This window comes from Paraburkholderia sediminicola (genome assembly GCF_046026675.1).
In the GTDB taxonomy this organism is placed as follows: Bacteria; Pseudomonadota; Gammaproteobacteria; order Burkholderiales; family Burkholderiaceae; genus Paraburkholderia; species Paraburkholderia sediminicola_F.
The window spans coordinates 3,770,283-3,786,898 of the sequence record NZ_JAQQEY010000001.1 but is presented as its reverse complement, the minus strand read 5'-3'; the positions used below and the strand labels follow the sequence as shown (position 1 = coordinate 3,786,898).

16 protein-coding genes are annotated in these 16,616 nt (G+C 63.6%); 9 read left to right on the top strand and 7 right to left on the bottom strand.

The annotated features are described in order from the left end of the window. Positions 1 to 21: 21 nt before the first annotated feature. The 3 genes from PQQ86_RS16465 (at position 22) to PQQ86_RS16455 (ending at position 3,420) form a co-directional block, all read left to right on the top strand. On the top strand, positions 22 to 726 hold the full coding sequence (locus PQQ86_RS16465) for a TerC family protein (RefSeq protein WP_408268681.1): 705 nt from the start codon (positions 22 to 24) through the stop codon (positions 724 to 726). Positions 727 to 862: 136 nt separating this feature from the next. Further along, positions 863 to 1,498 (top strand): pilin, encoded by a 636-nt coding sequence (locus tag PQQ86_RS16460; protein ID WP_408268679.1) that lies wholly within the window; start codon positions 863 to 865, stop codon positions 1,496 to 1,498. A gap of 137 nt (positions 1,499 to 1,635) precedes the next feature. Further along, positions 1,636 to 3,420 (top strand): PglL family O-oligosaccharyltransferase, encoded by a 1,785-nt coding sequence (locus PQQ86_RS16455; RefSeq protein ID WP_408268676.1) that lies wholly within the window; start codon positions 1,636 to 1,638, stop codon positions 3,418 to 3,420. Positions 3,421 to 3,480: 60 nt separating this feature from the next. Here the strand turns inward: PQQ86_RS16455 and moaC are convergent, their stop codons facing one another. Beyond that, positions 3,481 to 3,957, bottom strand: a complete 477-nt coding sequence (gene moaC / locus PQQ86_RS16450; protein ID WP_408268674.1) for a cyclic pyranopterin monophosphate synthase MoaC — start codon at positions 3,955 to 3,957, stop codon at positions 3,481 to 3,483. Positions 3,958 to 4,091: 134 nt separating this feature from the next. On the opposite strand from moaC, the gene PQQ86_RS16445 reads away from it, so the two are divergent. Then, complete coding sequence (locus PQQ86_RS16445; protein WP_408268671.1) at positions 4,092 to 5,825, top strand: M48 family metalloprotease; 1,734 nt, start codon at positions 4,092 to 4,094, stop codon at positions 5,823 to 5,825. A 77-nt stretch (positions 5,826 to 5,902) separates the two neighbouring features. Here PQQ86_RS16445 and PQQ86_RS16440 read toward each other — a convergent pair whose 3' ends face one another. The 6 genes from PQQ86_RS16440 to PQQ86_RS16415 form a co-directional block, all read right to left on the bottom strand. After that, on the bottom strand, positions 5,903 to 6,475 hold the full coding sequence (locus tag PQQ86_RS16440) for a DUF2946 family protein (RefSeq protein ID WP_408268668.1): 573 nt from the start codon (positions 6,473 to 6,475) through the stop codon (positions 5,903 to 5,905). Further along, positions 6,468 to 7,547, bottom strand: coding sequence for a YheT family hydrolase (locus tag PQQ86_RS16435; protein WP_408268666.1), 1,080 nt, complete (start codon positions 7,545 to 7,547; stop codon positions 6,468 to 6,470). The genes PQQ86_RS16440 and PQQ86_RS16435 overlap by 8 nt, the downstream gene beginning before the upstream one ends. 128 nt (positions 7,548 to 7,675) lie before the next feature. Beyond that, positions 7,676 to 8,122: a nuclear transport factor 2 family protein gene (locus PQQ86_RS16430; RefSeq protein ID WP_408192543.1), complete on the bottom strand. Its 447-nt coding sequence runs from the start codon at positions 8,120 to 8,122 to the stop codon at positions 7,676 to 7,678. 177 nt (positions 8,123 to 8,299) lie between these two features. Then, entirely contained in the window at positions 8,300 to 9,325 is a 1,026-nt protein-coding gene (gene waaF / locus PQQ86_RS16425; protein ID WP_408268663.1) for a lipopolysaccharide heptosyltransferase II, read from the bottom strand. Positions 9,326 to 9,476: 151 nt separating this feature from the next. Continuing rightward, positions 9,477 to 9,671, bottom strand: coding sequence for a zinc-finger domain-containing protein (locus tag PQQ86_RS16420; RefSeq protein ID WP_054034422.1), 195 nt, complete (start codon positions 9,669 to 9,671; stop codon positions 9,477 to 9,479). A gap of 78 nt (positions 9,672 to 9,749) precedes the next feature. Continuing rightward, a complete protein-coding gene (locus PQQ86_RS16415; RefSeq protein ID WP_097390330.1) occupies positions 9,750 to 10,673 on the bottom strand; it encodes a branched-chain amino acid transaminase in 924 nt (307 codons plus the stop codon). Positions 10,674 to 10,863: 190 nt separating this feature from the next. Between PQQ86_RS16415 and PQQ86_RS16410 the strand changes: the two genes are divergently transcribed. From PQQ86_RS16410 to fba, 5 genes are all read left to right on the top strand, one after another. Beyond that, positions 10,864 to 11,610 carry an AzlC family ABC transporter permease gene (locus tag PQQ86_RS16410; RefSeq protein WP_154558674.1) on the top strand — a complete coding sequence of 249 codons (747 nt, stop codon included), beginning with the start codon at positions 10,864 to 10,866 and terminating at the stop codon, positions 11,608 to 11,610. Further along, entirely contained in the window at positions 11,607 to 11,930 is a 324-nt protein-coding gene (locus PQQ86_RS16405; protein ID WP_408268661.1) for an AzlD domain-containing protein, read from the top strand. Before PQQ86_RS16410 ends, PQQ86_RS16405 begins: the two co-directional genes overlap by 4 nt. Before the next feature lie 271 nt (positions 11,931 to 12,201). After that, positions 12,202 to 13,395, top strand: a complete 1,194-nt coding sequence (locus tag PQQ86_RS16400; RefSeq protein WP_408268658.1) for a phosphoglycerate kinase — start codon at positions 12,202 to 12,204, stop codon at positions 13,393 to 13,395. A gap of 439 nt (positions 13,396 to 13,834) precedes the next feature. Beyond that, positions 13,835 to 15,271 carry a pyruvate kinase gene (pyk, locus tag PQQ86_RS16395; RefSeq protein ID WP_408270318.1) on the top strand — a complete coding sequence of 479 codons (1,437 nt, stop codon included), beginning with the start codon at positions 13,835 to 13,837 and terminating at the stop codon, positions 15,269 to 15,271. 227 nt (positions 15,272 to 15,498) lie between these two features. Next, a complete protein-coding gene (fba, locus tag PQQ86_RS16390; RefSeq protein ID WP_154558670.1) occupies positions 15,499 to 16,563 on the top strand; it encodes a class II fructose-bisphosphate aldolase in 1,065 nt (354 codons plus the stop codon). Positions 16,564 to 16,616: the final 53 nt, after the last annotated feature.

Below are 16,616 nucleotides of genomic sequence, written 5' to 3'. Positions count from 1 at the left end.
TTCCTTCTTATTCTTTTACTCATGCTCGAGTTCTTCGCCACGCTCCATTGGGGCGCAGTCATTCAGATCATCGTCATCGACATCCTGCTAGGTGGTGACAATGCCGTCGTGATCGCGCTTGCCTGCCGCAACCTGCCGCCTGCGCAGCGTACGAAAGGCGTGCTGTGGGGCACCGCCGGCGCCATCGTGCTGCGCGTCGCGCTGATTGCGTTCGCCGTGGCGCTGCTCGACGTGCCGCTGCTGAAATTCGCGGGCGGCCTGTTGCTGCTGTGGATCGGTGTGCGTCTGATGGCGCCCGCGCATGATGCCCACGAGAGCGTCAAGCCGGCCGACAAGCTGATGTCGGCGATCAAGACCATCATCATCGCGGATGCCGTGATGAGTCTCGACAATGTGATCGCGATTGCCGGCGCGGCCGAGGCGGCCGACCCCGAACATCGCCTTGCGCTGGTGATTTTCGGGCTGGTGGTGAGTATTCCGCTGATCGTGTGGGGCAGTCAGCTGGTGCTGAAGCTGCTCGATCGCTTTCCAATCGTCATCACGCTCGGCGCCGCGCTTCTCGGCTGGATTGCGGGCGGCCTGATCATCAACGATCCCGCCGGCGACCGTTGGCCGATCCTCGATACGCCACTGGCCGAGTACGGCATGAGCATCGCCGGTGCGCTGTTTGTTGTGATCCTCGGTTATCTGCTCAAGCGCCGCAACGCGAATCGCGCGGCGGCTTGACGCTGCTGGGCGAGCTGACCTGAACATCGCAGCGTTAGCCATTCGGCTGACTGTGTCGAACGCCCGCTGCTGGCTACGATTGAAACGCCTGTCCCCGATTCGAGGGGCAGGCGTTTTTCGTTTCAGGAGCCTGCCGATGACCGTTACTTTGCCGTATTCCCCTTTTTCACAGTCCACGCTTTCGCCACGGAACGCGCTCGAACGAGTGCGTTGGACGGTGCCACTTGCACGTGCCTGCCGTCGTTTCGGTTCCAATTTCGGCTTCGGCTTTACGCTGATCGAGTTGATGATCGTGCTGGCAATTGTCGGCGTGATCGCCGCCTATGCGATTCCGGCGTATCAGGACTATCTGGCCCGCAGCCGCGTCGGTGAGGGGCTCTCGCTGGCTGCCTCTGCGCGGCTTGCGGTGTCCGAAAACGCCGCGAGCGGCAATGCGTTCGGCGGCGGGTATGCGTCACCGCCTGCCACCCGCAACGTCGAGTCCGTTCACGTCGACGACGATACCGGGCAGATCACCGTCGCCTTCACGACGCGCGTCGCGCCTGCCGGATCGAACACGCTGACCTTGGTGCCCTCGGTGCCGGACAATGCCGACGCACCCACTGCACGAATCGCCTTGAGCAAGGGCGCAGTGCAGTCCGGGGCGGTCACCTGGGAATGTTTCGTCAGCGGCAAAACAGCCTCTTCGTTGCCTGCGCCAGGCGCCGGGCCCGCACCAGCCGACACACCTTCCTTGCCGTCGAATCTTGCCCCGCCGGAGTGCCGCGCGTAAGCAATGGGGAGAAAGATCGGGTGAGTTGTTATCCGAACGTAAAACGCTGATTTTCGGGATATTTCAGCCCAGCCGGCGCACAGCAGGAGGATTTTTTTGTATAGTGCGCCGGTTGCTGACGCCCTCCCGGTTACTCGATGCCCACCCCATTTGCGCGCTACCTGTCTCTCATTCTGTTGGCTCTCGCGTTGGTGCTGCCTTATGCGGTCGCCAACCACACGTATCCGATTCCGACTTTCTACGCCGAATTCACGGCGCTCGCGCTGTATCTGCTGACGGGCGCGGGGGTCGTGCTGCTGGTGTGGACGGCGCGGCCGCGCGTGACGTTTGCGTCGCCGGTGGTCGCGCTGGTGCCGTTGTTGTTCGGACTGGTGCTGGTTGCACAGTCGGTGTTGCTGCCGGTTTCGCAGCCGTCGATGAACTGGCTCGGCGGCGGTTACCTGCTCGCCGCATTCATGGCGACGCATGCCGGCTACGGTTTCACACGCGCCAAACTGAATGAGACGGCACTGCGCTGGGCAGCCGGGGCACTCATCGTCGGTGGCCTGTTTGCGGTGTTTTGCCAGGTGATCCAACTGTTTCACCTTGAGGTGCGCGTGTCGCCGCTGGTCGTCGCCTACAACGTGACCGTCGAGCGCCGGCCGTTCGGCAATATGGCGCAGGCGAACCACCTTGCCACCTATATCGCATTCGCGATGGCAGGTGCACTGTTCCTCGTGCAGACGCGCCGCGTCGCCGTCAGCATCTGGCTGCTCGTGTCGACGATTTTTGCCATTGGACTCGCGCTGACCGTGTCGCGCGGCCCCTGGCTGCAGATGGGCGTGATCGTGGTGGCGGGTTTCTGGATGGCCTTTGCGCAGACGCGTAGCCAGCCGCTGCTCCGCCGCGGCAATCGCGAATGGCTGATCCCGATCGGGTTGGCGGTGCTGTTCTTCGTCATCAATGCCTTGATCCGCTGGGCCAATGTGCACTATCACCTCGAGCTTGGGCAGTCGGCGGCCGAGCGTTTCAAGGACGCCGGCCAGATCGCGCCGCGCCTGGCGCTGTGGAAGTACGGCTGGACGATGTTCAAGGCGCATCCGCTGCTGGGTGTCGGCTGGGGCGAGTTTCCGAGCTACCAGTTCGAGTATGTGAAGTCGCTGGGCGGCGTCGAGATCGCCAATAACTCGCACGACATTTTCATCGACCTGCTCGCGAAGACGGGTTTGATCGGCGTTGCGATCGTGCTGTTCGGCCTGATTACGTGGCTGGTGCGTGTGGTCCGCGCGCCGCAGAGCGCCGCGCGCGTGTTCGGCGTCGCGCTGATCGGCGTGCTGGTCATGCACGCGCTGGTCGAGTATCCGCAGCAGTACATGTTCTTCCTGCTGCCGGCTATGTTCGTATTCGGTTTGCTCGAGACGCGGTCGCTGCGGCTCGTGCCTGGCCGCCTGTCGTTCGGTGCGTTTGCTGTGGTTGTGTTCGGCGGCATTGCCGCGCTGTATCCGGTGTATCGCGACTACGCGCGCGCCGAGGTGCTGTATTACGGTTCGCGGCCTGCCGAGCAGTATCGTGCGGATCCGTCGTTCCTGTTCCAGGCGTGGGGAGAGTACGGTCTTGCGACGTTGGAACCGATGAATTCGATGAACCTGCAACACAAGCTCGCGATGCATAAGCAGGCGATTGCGCTGCTGCCGGGCGAAACCGTGCTGCGCCGGTATGCGGTGCTGCAGGCACTGAGCGGCGATACGGCGGGGGCGTTCGATACCGTCGAGCGTCTGAAGATCTTTGCTCAGGAGTTGAAGGACTGGCCGTCGCAGTTGGCATACGTGTATGAGCTGTGCGACGAGCAGAAGACGCTAACCGGCTTCAAGGCGGAATTGGTCAAGCGCTATGGCATGCCGCCGGGCGATGTCAATCAGGACGACGACAGCGACGACGATTGAGCCGCGCTGTCGTTCTGTAGCTTTAGTATCAGTAGAGCGGGGCGATGACGTTGGCCGTCATTAACCCGCTACCCAATCCCCTGATTTCCCGCCGTGCTTCTCCAGCACTTTCACATCGGTGATTGTCATCCCGCGATCCACCGCCTTGCACATGTCGTACACGGTCAGCAGCCCGATCTGCACGGCGGTTAGCGCTTCCATCTCCACGCCCGTGCGTCCCAGCGTTTCCACTTGCACCGTGCAATGCACGGCGGGCAACGTTTCATCGAGCTCGAAGTCCACTTTCACGCGGGTCAGCGCGAGCGGGTGACATAGCGGGATCAGATCGGCGGTGCGCTTCGAGCCTTGAATCGCGGCAATGCGCGCGATTCCGATCACGTCGCCTTTTTTGGCGTTGCCGTCGCGGATCAGCGCGAACGTCTCCGGCAGCATGCGAATCGAGCCGCGCGCGACCGCGATGCGCTTGGTCTCCTGCTTGCTGCCGACGTCCACCATATGCGCCTGGCCGGCAGCGTCGAAATGAGTGAGTTCAGGCATGGTTGGGCTCCTTCAGAGGGCGCCTATCATAGCAGCGTGATTGGACGGGTCGAGATGATTACAATCACCGTATGCCCGCTATCTTAGTCCGAGCGGCGGGCGCCGCTTTTCGACTTCGTCATATCGACCTCGCGATGCGCTCGAAACGGTTTCTTGCTGCGTTGTTGTCTGTCGCGCTCGCCGCGCCGCCGGGCGTGTACGCGCAATCGCGCGGCGCATCGAATGCGAACTCCAACACGGGCACGACCCTCGCGCTCAACATGCAGTCCGCGGAACCGCCGTTGGAAAGCGGCCCGGTCGAAACTTTCGCCGACCCTATCGTGCCGCCCGACATCGCCCAAGGCGTGTTCGGCGTCTATGGCGGCGCGCAAAGCCGCTTCTCCGGCAACGCTGGCGCGACCACCAACTGGCGTACCCCGATCGTCACCCAGCAATTGCCCGACCTCGGCAACGGCGGCTCCGGCTCGCTCACGCCGCAAGCCGAGCGCAAGCTCGGCGAACGCGTGATGCGCGAGTTGCGTCGCGACCCCGACTATCTCGACGACTGGCTCGTGCGCGACTATCTGAACTCGGTCGCCGCGAAACTCTCCGCGGCGGCGAGCGCGCTTTACATCGGCGGCTATCGTCCGGACTTCGAGCTGTTCGCGGTCCGCGACACGCAAATTAACGCCTTTTCGCTGCCGGGAGGGTTTATCGGCGTGAACACCGGTTTGATCGTGACGACGCAAACCGAGTCCGAACTCGCCTCCGTGCTCGGCCACGAGATGGGGCACGTTTTGCAGCGGCACATTTCGCGGATGATCACCACCGGCGAGCGCAGCGGCTATGCCGCGCTCGCCGGTCTGTTGTTCGGCATTCTGGCGGGCGTGCTCGCACACAGCGGCGACCTCGGCAGCGCGATTGCGATCGGCGGCCAGGCCTATGCGGTCGACAACCAGTTGCGTTTCTCGCGCTCCGCCGAGCATGAAGCGGACCGTGTCGGCTTTCTGCTGCTGGCCGGCGCCGGCTACGACCCCTACGCGATGACGACTTTTTTCGGCCGCCTGGATCGCGCGGCGATGAGCGACACCGGCATACCGGCTTACGCGCGTACCCACCCGCTGACTGGCGAACGGATCGCCGACATGGAGGACCGTGCGCGCCGCGCGCCGTACCGGCAACCGCATCAAACGTCCGAATACGGCTTCGTGCGGGCTCGGGCGCGCTTGCTGCAGGACCGCTCGCGTAGTGAATACGCGGATGGGATTTCGCGCCTGCGCTCCGAAATCGAGGACCGTACCGCGGTGAACGTCGCAGCGAACTGGTATGGGATCGCGTTTGGGCAGATGCTGCTCGAGCGTTACGACGATGCGGTGGCGTCGCTGGCTTCGTCGCGTGCAGCATTTGCCGCGGGCGAGCGTGGTGAGGGCGAGCCCATGCGCAGTTCGCCGAGCCTCGACGTGCTGGCGGCCGACATCGCGCGCCGAGCCGGGCGTGATGACGAGGCGGCACGTCTCGCCGAGTTTGCGCAGAAGCGCTGGCCGCAGTCGAACGCCGCGATCGATATGCATATCCAGACCCTGCTGACTTTGAAGCGATTCGCCGAGGCGCAGGCTTTGGCTCTGAAGGAAACGCGTGCCCAGCCCGGTCAGCCTGCCTGGTGGATGTATCTCGCGCAGGCAAGCGCCGGCAGTGGCGATGCGTTGACGCAGCATCGGGCGCTCGCGGAAAAATTCGCGCTCGAGGGGGCATGGCCGTCGGCCATCCGGCAACTGAAGGAAGCGCGGGATCTGAAGGCGATTGGCTACTACGATCTCGCGACGGTCGACGCCCGCTTACATGAAATGGAGAGCCGCTATAAAGAGGAGCGGCTTGACGAGAAGAGTTAGGGGTTGCCGGCTTGCGCTATCTGACCGGAACGCGAGGTCTGCAAAAGAACGATGCGATAAATAAGCAGGCAAACGACCTAGACGTTTGCCGCCGGACTATCGACAAACCCAAACCGCGCGGCAACCTCACTTCGCTGCACGCCCTGCAAGGGCAACACAACCCCGTTGTTCCAGCGAAACGCGCCGCTCATCGAGTCATCGCCCAACGCTGCGTGGTCGGAAAAAACCTCGAGGTCGTGATCGTGCAAAACCGCGACTCTCGGCGGGGCCGAGCCGTCGACAAACAGAATCCCACCTTCATCGTCGACAAACACGGCCGTTGGCTCGAAAGCCCCGCCGGCCTGGTCCGTCAAGGAAAGCACGCCGCCGGCATCGGCTGACAATCTCACCACCCACGGCGTATAGCCCAACTCGATATACACCCGCTGCGGGCCGTTCTGGAAAAACCACCGTCCGCGTTCGTCGGCGTCGTAATTCCGGTTGATAAACCCGAGCAACGCCTCATGCCGTATCGGCGTGCCAGGCGTACCGCTGGCCTGAGCGGCTTCATCCCGCATGCGCCAGTTGCCGCGCCGGTCCAACATCAACCATCCCGTGCAACTCGGCACGTTCGGCCATTTGGCCAAGGCCTGCTTGACGATGTCATCCATGATCGACGTGCTGCTCCAGATAGCCGAGCACGCGCCTCGACAACCAGTCGATGCGGCCCGGAAACGGCCCGGTCATAAAACCCGCGTGGCCGCCGTGTTCGGGTTGATCGAGTTCCACCGACGCCGATACCTCGTGCCGCGCCGGTAACGCTTCGGCCGGCAGGAACGGGTCGTTGCGCGCATTCAGCACCAGAGTCGGCACGGCGATACCGGACAGCAACGGCCGCGTGGTCGCGCGGCTCCAGTAGTCGTTAGTATCGCGAAAGCCGTGCAGCGGCGCTGTCACCACGTTGTCGAAGTCGTACATTGTGCGGCTCGCCAGCATGGCGTCGCGGTCGAACAGCCCCGGGAACTGCGTCAGCTTCTGCTCGGCCTTCTGCTTCAGCGTCTTCAGGAAACTGCGCGTGTAGATCATGCCGAAGCCCTGTGACAACGCGCGGCCGCCGGCGTGCACGTCGATCGGCGTCGAAATCGCCGCGGCGGCCGAGAGCACCGGCGACGCATCTTCGCGCCGCTCGCCGAGCCAGCGCAGCAGCACATTGCCGCCGAGCGACACGCCCGCAGCCACGATCGGCCCGCGATGCGTGGCGCGCAAGCGGCGCAGGATCCAGTCGACTTCGTTGCTGTCGGCGAGATGATAGAAACGCGGCAATCGATTCAGTGGCCCGCTGCAGCTGCGAAAGTGCGGCACCACGCCGTGCCAGCCGTACTCGCGCGCGGCCGCCATCAACGTGGCGGCGTAGTGCGACGTGGAACTGCCTTCGAGGCCGTGAAACAGCACGAACAGCGGCGCGTCGTCTGCGGGAATTCTGGCGGGCGTGGCAGGGGCGAGCACTGAGGCAGGCTTGCCGTCATGCACCACCCAATCGAGATCGATGAAATCGCCATCCGGCGTATCCCAGCGTTCGCGCCGGAACGCGATAGCCGGGCGGCGTGCAAACAGCGCCGGGACGATGGTTTGTACATGCCGGTTCGGCAGCCAGAGCGGCGCGCGGTAGAGCAGCTCGACGGTGGCCTCGACAGCCGCCGCGGCGCGGACTGCGCCGGTAGAGGTGGATTGATCGTGCGTCATCTCCCAATCCCCTATGGGGGATTCGTTCGGGACGGGTGACTTCCTGCGGGGCGTGCTCATGCCAGGGTCAAAGCAAAAAGATAGAACCGGTGAAACAGGCCGAACAAGCGAAATGCGCCCGTCAGGCGTCAGTGCAGCGACCCTTGGCCATGCCGCATCTTGGTCGCGAACTGACTGGCGGCCTCGTTTGGCATCGGACTCGCGTGAATATGCGCAATTCGCCATTCGCCGCGTTCGTGGACCATCACGTAAGTGGTGAACACCATCGCGGGCGTCGCCTTCGGATCGGCCGGGCGGTGCGCTTCGGCGATGGCGTAGACGACGGTGCCGAGGCTGTCGTAGACGCGAATATCGAGCGGTTCAATCGAAACGGGCGCGGTTTCGAGCTGGATTTGCAAGCCGGCGCGAATGCTGTCGAGACCGTGCAGATGGGAGCCGTCGGCGCAGATGCAACTGACGAATTCCTCATCGATCCACAGGCCCATCAAGCTGTCGATATTCACTTCGGCGATGGCCTGGTAATAGGCATTCAGCGTATCGGCGGCGGCTTCGAAGATATGGGCAAAACGTGGCATGGCTCGTCAGTCTCTTGTGCGCGGCGCGCGGTTGCGGGGCAGCGGTCAGCGGGACAGTCCGGAGCACCGGACAATCGCACCTAAGCGCGAGGATGCCCGCGCCGCAAGGCGCGAACATGACGCGACGCGCTCAGGGCGTGCGGTGTTGCGTGCAAGTATCAGCCGAATCAGTCTGGTTCAACGTTGCGCAAGCAACATGCCGCGCAAATCGCCGAACACCTGCTCGGCACTCAACTGCTTCAGGCAGTTCAGATGCCCGAGCGGACACTCGCGCTGAAAACAGGGGCTGCATTCGAGATGAAGCCATTGTACCTTCGCGAGCTCGGACAAGGGCGGCGTGTGGCGCGGATCGGTCGAACCGTATACGGCCACCAGCGGCCGGCGCAGCGCGGCGGCCACGTGCATCAGGCCGGAATCGTTGGTGACGACCGCGTTGGCCCGCGAGATCAGCGCGCAAGCCTCGCTCAGCGCGGTCTGGCCGCACAGGTTGCGCACGTTCGGCGCCTTCTCGGCAATGGCCTGGGCCAGCGGTGCGTCTTTCGGCGAGCCGAGTGCGACGATCTGCGTGTAGGGGAACGACTGGCCGACGATCTGTGCGAGCGCCGCGAAATGCTCGGGCGGCCAGCGCTTGGCCGGGCCGTACTCGGCACCCGGGCAAAACACCAGCAGCGGCACACGCGTATCCAGATTGAAACGCGCCGAGACTCGCGACGCTTCGTTCAGATCCGCGTCGAGCCGCGGCATCGGCAGGTCCTCGGGGACCTTGGCGCCTTGCGCGTAGGCGAGGGCGGCGTAATGACCGACCATCGGCGGGCGCTCGTCTTTGCGCGGATTCGCGTGACGTACGTTCAGCAGGCCGTAGCGGCTCTCGCCGGTGTAGCCGATGCGCAGCGGAATGCCCGCCATCCACGGAATCAGCGCCGACTTGAGCGAATTCGGCAGGACATAGGCCGCGTCGTAGCCGACATCGCGCAAGTCGCTCGCTAGTTGCCAGCGGCGCAGCATCTGCAGCTTGCCGTGCGCGAGGTCCGTTGCGTAGACGTCACGGATCTCGGGCATGCGTTCGAGCACGGGCGCGACCCACGAGGGCGCGACCGCGTCGATCACGATGCGCGGATGCAATTTCACGAGGCGCGCAAACAGCGGCTGCGCCATCAATGCGTCACCGATCCAGTTCGGTGCGATAACCAACGCGCGACGCATCAGAGTGAGTGTCCGGTGTCTAAACGAAGCGCCGCGCGAACCATGCGCGTGGCGTTCGATTGGGTAAAGGGGAAAAGCCGCGAGCCTTGCGGCGCGGATCCGGCATGACCGGTCCCGCCGCGGCTGCGGCGTTGCTGCGAAGCGCTTGCGATCAGTGACCCTTGACCACTTCGCCGTCACGCAGCTTGTAACGCGTGCTGCAGTACGGGCATTTCGCTTCGCCGTGCGTGACGTCGATAAAGACGCGCGGATGCGCGCTCCAGCGCGGCATGGCCGGATTCGGGCAGTACGCCGGCAGATCTTTTGCCGTCAATTCGACCAGCGGCATTTCCTTAATTTCGCTCATGGGGACTTTCTCGTTGTATGCAGGGTGCGTGCGTCGCGCCGGCAAAAGGCCGAGGGCCTTGGGCCGGCGCAGCGCGCGTTAGATCTTGGTGAGCCAGTGCGCGTACTTGTCGCTCTTGCCGTTCACGATATCGAAGAAACCGGATTGCAGCTTCTCGGTGATCGGACCGCGTGCGCCGGAGCCGATTGTACGGTTGTCGAGTTCGCGGATCGGCGTGACTTCCGCGGCCGTGCCGGTGAAGAACGCTTCGTCGCAGGTATAGACCTCGTCGCGCGTGATGCGCTTTTCGATCACCTGGATGCCCGCGTCGCGCGCCAGCGTGATGACCGTGTCGCGCGTGATGCCGTCGAGGCACGACGCCAGGTCCGGCGTGTACAACTTGCCGTTGTTCACGAGGAAGAAGTTTTCGCCCGAGCCTTCCGACACGTAGCCGTCCACGTCCAGCAGCAGCGCTTCGTCGTAACCGTCGGCGATCGCTTCCTGGTTGGCGAGGATCGAGTTCACGTACCAGCCCGACGCCTTGGCGCGGACCATCGAAACGTTCACGTGATGGCGCGTGAACGACGAGGTCTTTACGCGGATGCCCTTGGCGATACCGTCTTCGCCGAGGTAAGCGCCCCACGGCCAGGCGGCGATCGCCACGTGGATCGTGTTGCCCTTGGCCGACACGCCGAGCTTTTCCGAGCCGACCCAGATGATCGGGCGCAGGTAGCAGGATTCCAGCTTGTTTTCGCGGACCACTTCGCACTGTGCCGCGGCCAGCGTTTCGTGGTCGAACGGCACGTCCATCTGGAAGATCTTGGCCGAATTCAAGAGACGCTTGGTATGTTCCTGGAGGCGGAAAATCGCCGTGCCGCCGTCAGCCGTCTTGTAGGCGCGTACGCCTTCGAAAACGCCCATGCCGTAATGCAACGTGTGGGTCAGCACGTGGATCTTGGCGTCGCGCCAGTCGATGAGCTTGCCATCCATCCAGATCTTGCCGTCGCGATCGGCCATTGACATGCGATTCTCCAGCGGTGCGGTGAAAGAGCGTTATTTTAGCGTCTTTTGCACAAGGAACGGGCATTTGGCCGCATGCCGGGCGCTATAATTCGGCGCACGCATAATTCATCCGGATGCGCCAGCGGGTGCTTGACGACCTGGCGCCGACCTCCCTTCGTTGCGCCGCCGCTTGGCGCCCGCGTTTCGCCTCATGCTCGCTCGCTTGTCAGATACCGATCGCCGTTCCTTTCGTGAGGGCGCGCGTGACTATTCGCCCACGCTGATGGCGATCTTCTCCTGGGGCCTCGTCACCGGCATCGCCATGAGCAAGTCCGTGCTCACGCTGCCGCAGGCGCTCACCATGTCGCTGCTCTGCTACGCCGGATCGTCGCAACTGGCGGTGCTGCCGTTGCTGGCCGCCAAGCTGCCGATCTGGACCGTGCTGCTCACCGCCGCGATGGTCAATACGCGTTTCGTTATCTTCAGCGCTGGTCTCGCGCCGCATTTTTCCTATCTGCCGATGTGGCGGCGCATTGTCCTCGGCTACTTCAACGGCGACGTGATCTATCTGTTGTTCCAGAAGAAGAGCTTCCAGACCGGTTACGTGCCGGGCAAAGAGGCGTACTTCTGGGGCATGGCGGTGTGCAGCTGGTTGTCGTGGCAGGTCTCGTCGATCGTCGGCATTCTGCTGGCGAGCCTGATTCCGGACAACTGGGGCCTCGCGCTGGCAGGTACGCTGGCGCTGCTGCCCATCATGGTGTCGGCGATCGCCACGCGCTCCACGCTGGTCGCGGTCAGCATCGCAGGCCTGGTGTCGCTGCTCGCTTTCGATCTGCCGTACCGGCTCGCGCTGCCGCTCGCGGTGATTGCGGCAATTGTCGCGGGCAGCGCTGCCGACCTGATGGTCGAGCGCGCCGACTTGCGCCGCATCCGCAACAGCGCCGGAGATTCCCAATGACATCCACACAGATCTGGCTGGCCATTATCGGCATGACCTTCGTCACCGCGGTGACACGCGCGATGTTCCTAATCGGCGGCGAGCGCACGGTTTTGCCGGCGCGCGTGCAGCGGATGCTGCGCTATGCGCCGGCCGCGGCGCTTGCCGCCGTCGTGCTGCCCGATGTGCTGGCGACGCCGGAGGGGCTCTCGTTCGCGCCCTCGAACCACGAGTTTTACGCGACGCTATCCGGTCTGGCGTGGTTTATGTGGCGGCGCACCATGCTTGGCACGATTGTGGTGGGAATGGCCGTGTTCACGCTCTTGCGCCTCTTCATGTAATTGATTTACTCGAAAATGCTGCGCCGCGACATGCGGGGTGCATTCTTCAAATACGGGACATTCGCCTGGTTGCGGGTCAGAAGGCTGTGTGGATCAGTTAAAATGGCTGTTTCCGGGATAAGCGCGCCGCTGCATGGCGCGACAGCCGCGGCTTTGCCGCCGGCGCCCGACTCAGTGGAGCCGCTGCCGTGCTGAAGCGCTGGAGTTTGCCGCGCTTGAGGCCCAGCGTGTCGTCCGCCACCGCCTTCCATCAACTCGCACATACACGCCCATGAACAAGGTATTGCGTCTCTCCGATCTGATCGCCGAAGGCAAGCTGTCCGGCAAACGCGTGTTCATCCGCGCCGATCTGAACGTGCCGCAGGACGATCAAGGCACCATCACCGAAGACACCCGCATCCGTGCCTCCGTGCCGGCCATCAAGGCCGCACTGGACGCAGGCGCCGCCGTGATGGTCACGTCGCACCTGGGACGCCCGACCGAAGGCGAGTTCAAGCCGGAAGATTCGCTCGCGCCGGTCGCGAAACGCCTGGCCGAACTGCTTGGCCGTGACGTGCCGCTGGTCGCCAACTGGGTCGAAAACGGCGTGAACGTCGCGCCGGGCCAGGTCGTGCTGCTGGAAAACTGCCGCGTCAACAAGGGTGAAAAGAAGGATTCCGACGAGCTCGCGCAGAAAATGGCGAAGCTCTGCGACATCTACGTGAACGACGCATTCGGCACCGCGCACCGCGCGGAAGCCACTACGCACGGCATCGCCAAATACGCGCCGATCGCTTGCGCCGGCCCGCTGCTGGCCGCAGAGCTCGAAGCGCTCGGTAAGGCGCTGGGCGCGCCGAAGCGTCCGTTGGTGGCGATCGTCGCCGGCTCGAAGGTGTCCACCAAGCTGACCATTCTGAAGTCGCTGGCCGACAAGGTCGATCAGCTGATCGTCGGCGGCGGCATCGCCAATACGTTCATGCTGGCGGCCGGCCTGAAGATCGGCAAGTCGCTCGCCGAAGCCGATCTGGTCGCCGAAGCCAAGGTCATCATCGACGCAGCGAAAGCCCGCGGCGCCTCGGTGCCGATCCCGACCGACGTGGTGACGGCGAAAGAGTTTTCGCCGACCGCCAAGGCTGAAGTGAAAGCTGTCGCCGATGTAGAAGACGACGACATGATCCTCGACATCGGACCGGAAACCGCCAAGGTGCTCGCCGCACAACTGGAAAAAGCCGGCACGATCGTGTGGAACGGTCCGGTCGGCGTGTTCGAATTCGACCAGTTCGGCAACGGTACGAAGACGCTGGCTGACGCGATCGCCAAATCGCCGGCGTTCTCGATTGCAGGCGGCGGCGATACGCTCGCGGCGATTGCCAAGTACGGCATCCACGACAAGGTCAGCTACATCTCGACGGGCGGCGGCGCCTTCCTCGAATTCCTTGAGGGCAAGACACTACCCGCTGTCGCAGTTCTGGAATCGCGGGCTTAACGTGGTGACGCGCTCCCCCTCAGCGAAGTCTGCAAAAGCGCGCGGCAGCCAGCCTACCGGCAAGCCGCGCAACACCGCAGCAGCAACGGCAGGGGAGCGCGAAGCGCGCTCCGCCGCCACAACGGCCGTGGCTGAAGCCGCGGCCCCGCAGCAGCAGGAATCCGAGTCGTCCCTCGCGCTCGCGGAGTTGACCACTGGCAGCGAGGCAGCGGAATTGTCCACCGGACAAGCCGCCCACTCGCCGGCAGAACTCCCGCACGGCGAGGTTGCGCTCGCACCCCCAACGGCACTCCCCGTGCCGGTGTCGAACACCGCTTCACCCCATAAAGCGACGCTGGTTTCAACCGGCGCGCAGCCCCCAGCAGCACCCTTCGGTGCGCAGCCTCCGCATCCGACTCGCAGCGCTCATTCCAGCGATCCCACCCAGACGAGGAGACTCATGCATCGCGCCACCAAGATTGTCGCTACCATCGGACCGGCTTCCAGTACGCCGGAAATCCTGCTGCAAATGATTCAGGCAGGAGCCGACGTGGTGCGGCTCAATTTCTCGCACGGCACCGCCGACGACCACCGCCAGCGCGCCGAATTCGTGCGCGAGGCGGCCCGTCAGGCCGGCCGTGAAGTTGCCATCATGGCTGACCTGCAAGGTCCGAAGATTCGGGTCGGCAAATTCGAAAACGGCAAGACCACGCTCGTTCCCGGCAACGCCTTCATCCTCGACGCCGAGTGCGAACTCGGCAACGACGATCGCGTCGGGCTCGACTACAAGGACCTGCCGCGCGACCTGAAACCGGGCGACGTGCTGTTGCTCAACGACGGCCTGATCGTGCTGGACGTTGTGCGCGTGCTCGGCAGCGAGATCCACACCACCGTGAAGATCGGCGGCGATCTGTCGAACAACAAGGGCATCAATCGTCAGGGCGGCGGCCTGACGGCGCCGGCCCTGACGGCCAAAGATATGGAAGACATCCGCACGGCGATGTCGCTCGGTGTGGATTTCGTCGCGGTATCGTTCCCCAAGAACGCCACTGACATGGAAATGGCCCGCCAGCTCGCGAACATCGCGGGTGCGCCGTACGGCATCAAGCCGAAGATGATCGCGAAGATCGAGCGGGCGGAAGCGATTCCGGCCCTGCAAGGCATCCTCGACGCATCGGACGGCATCATGGTCGCGCGGGGCGATTTGGCCGTGGAAGTGGGCAATGCCGCAGTTCCTGCGCTGCAAAAGCGCATGATTCGTATGGCCCGCGAATCGAACAAGTTCGTGATCACCGCGACCCAGATGATGGAATCGATGATCTATGCGCCGGTGCCGACCCGCGCCGAAGTGTCGGACGTCGCCAACGCGGTGCTGGACGGTACGGACGCGGTGATGCTGTCGGCCGAATCCGCAGCGGGCAAGTACCCGGTGCAGACCATCGAGACGATGGCGGCGATCTGCCTCGAAGCCGAGAAGTCGGAGCAGTCGGAGCTGGACAAGGATTTCCTCGACCGCACGTTTACGCGAATCGACCAGTCCATCGCCATGGGCGCGCTGTTCACGGCGTTCCACCTGGGCGCGAAGGCGATCGTTGCGTTGACCGAATCGGGTTCGACCGCGCTCTGGATGTCGCGTCACTGGACGCACGTGCCGATTTTCGCTCTTACGCCGCGCGTCGGCAGCGAACGGGCAATGGCGATCTACCGCAACGTCACGTCGCTGCATCTGGACACCAGCACCGACCGCGACACCGCGTTGCAGCAGGCGCTGGAAACCGTGGTCGGGAAGGGCTACGCATCCCGCGGCGACATGGTGGTGCTGACCGTCGGCGAGCCGATGGGCCAGGCAGGCGGTACGAATACGCTGAAGATCGTACGCGTCGGTGAGCCGTATTGATTTGGTGTAGACCGAAGACTGCTCGATCGGCACGCAGGCTTGATTGAGCGAAGCAGGCTGTCATGCCCCGCGAGAGGCGGCGCACAGACTCCAATCGCGCGTGCGGTAAAGGTCCGCAGGTGACGCGCTTTAGGGAATGGGTGAACGGGTATGCAGCTTGCTTCGCGATAAAATCGCCCCAAAAGATGCCGACGGCACAGAATTCGTTTCAATCTAAGGAGTTAAGCATGCCTCTCGTATCAATGCGTCAACTGCTGGACCATGCCGCCGAAAACGGTTATGGCATTCCGGCATTCAACGTGAACAACCTGGAGCAGGTGCAGGCGATCATGGCCGCGGCCGACAAGGTCAACGCCCCGGTCATCATGCAGGCGTCGGCCGGCGCGCGTAAGTACGCGGGCGAGCCGTTCCTGCGCCACCTGATCGAAGCCGCGGTCGAGTCGTACCCGCATATTCCGGTTGTGATGCACCAGGATCACGGCCAGTCGCCGGCGGTCTGTATGGCGGCGATCCGCAGCGGTTTCACTAGCGTGATGATGGACGGTTCGCTCGAAGCCGACGGCAAGACGGTCGCTTCGTACGAATACAATGTCGAAGTCTCGCGCAAGGTGGTTGAAGCGGCGCACTCGATCGGCATCACGGTGGAAGCGGAGCTGGGCGTGCTCGGTTCGCTGGAAACCATGAAGGGCGACAAGGAAGACGGCCACGGCGCGGAAGGCACGATGACCCGCGAGCAACTGCTGACCGACCCGGAGCAGGCTGCCGACTTCGTCAAGCTGACGCAATGCGACGCGCTGGCGATCGCAATCGGTACGTCGCACGGCGCGTACAAGTTCAGCAAGAAGCCCACGGGCGACATCCTGTCGATCCAGCGCATCAAGGAAATTCACCAGCGCATTCCGAATACGCACCTGGTGATGCACGGTTCGTCGTCGGTGCCGCAGGAACTGCTCGCGGAAATCCGCGAATTCGGCGGCGACATGAAGGAAACCTACGGCGTGCCGGTTTCAGAGATTCAGGAAGGTATCAGGAACGGCGTGCGCAAGGTCAATATCGACACCGACCTGCGTCTGGCGATCACCGGTGCGATCCGCCGCTACATGGCGACCAATCCGGGCAAGTTCGATCCGCGCGACTACCTGAAGCCGGCGCGCGAAGCCGCGATGAAGATCTGTCTCGAGCGCTTCACGCAATTCGGCTGCGAAGGCCAGGCCGGCAAGATCAAGCCGGTTTCGCTTGATAAAATCGCGGAGAAGTACAAATCGGGCGAGCTCGCGCAAGTCGTCCGCTAAGCTATAACCAAGCTCTACACCTGGCCGAAAGGCCAGGTTGTCGTTCGATCGCC

Bases quoted from the DNA above. Each gene is read 5' to 3' on its own strand.
- PQQ86_RS16420 (WP_054034422.1), bottom strand. From the start codon at position 9,671: ATGAGCGAAATTAAGGAAATGCCGCTGGTCGAATTGACGGCAAAAGAT.
- PQQ86_RS16415 (WP_097390330.1), bottom strand. From the start codon at position 10,673: ATGTCAATGGCCGATCGCGACGGCAAGATCTGGATGGATGGCAAGCTC.
- moaC (WP_408268674.1), bottom strand. From the start codon at position 3,957: ATGCCTGAACTCACTCATTTCGACGCTGCCGGCCAGGCGCATATGGTG.
- PQQ86_RS16400 (WP_408268658.1), top strand. From the start codon at position 12,202: ATGAACAAGGTATTGCGTCTCTCCGATCTGATCGCCGAAGGCAAGCTG.
- PQQ86_RS16455 (WP_408268676.1), top strand. From the start codon at position 1,636: ATGCCCACCCCATTTGCGCGCTACCTGTCTCTCATTCTGTTGGCTCTC.
- PQQ86_RS16430 (WP_408192543.1), bottom strand. From the start codon at position 8,122: ATGCCACGTTTTGCCCATATCTTCGAAGCCGCCGCCGATACGCTGAAT.
- pyk (WP_408270318.1), top strand. From the start codon at position 13,835: ATGCATCGCGCCACCAAGATTGTCGCTACCATCGGACCGGCTTCCAGT.
- waaF (WP_408268663.1), bottom strand. From the start codon at position 9,325: ATGCGTCGCGCGTTGGTTATCGCACCGAACTGGATCGGTGACGCATTG.
- PQQ86_RS16435 (WP_408268666.1), bottom strand. From the start codon at position 7,547: ATGACGCACGATCAATCCACCTCTACCGGCGCAGTCCGCGCCGCGGCG.
- PQQ86_RS16410 (WP_154558674.1), top strand. From the start codon at position 10,864: ATGCTCGCTCGCTTGTCAGATACCGATCGCCGTTCCTTTCGTGAGGGC.
- PQQ86_RS16465 (WP_408268681.1), top strand. From the start codon at position 22: ATGCTCGAGTTCTTCGCCACGCTCCATTGGGGCGCAGTCATTCAGATC.
- PQQ86_RS16440 (WP_408268668.1), bottom strand. From the start codon at position 6,475: ATGGATGACATCGTCAAGCAGGCCTTGGCCAAATGGCCGAACGTGCCG.
- PQQ86_RS16405 (WP_408268661.1), top strand. From the start codon at position 11,607: ATGACATCCACACAGATCTGGCTGGCCATTATCGGCATGACCTTCGTC.
- fba (WP_154558670.1), top strand. From the start codon at position 15,499: ATGCCTCTCGTATCAATGCGTCAACTGCTGGACCATGCCGCCGAAAAC.
- PQQ86_RS16460 (WP_408268679.1), top strand. From the start codon at position 863: ATGACCGTTACTTTGCCGTATTCCCCTTTTTCACAGTCCACGCTTTCG.
- PQQ86_RS16445 (WP_408268671.1), top strand. From the start codon at position 4,092: ATGCGCTCGAAACGGTTTCTTGCTGCGTTGTTGTCTGTCGCGCTCGCC.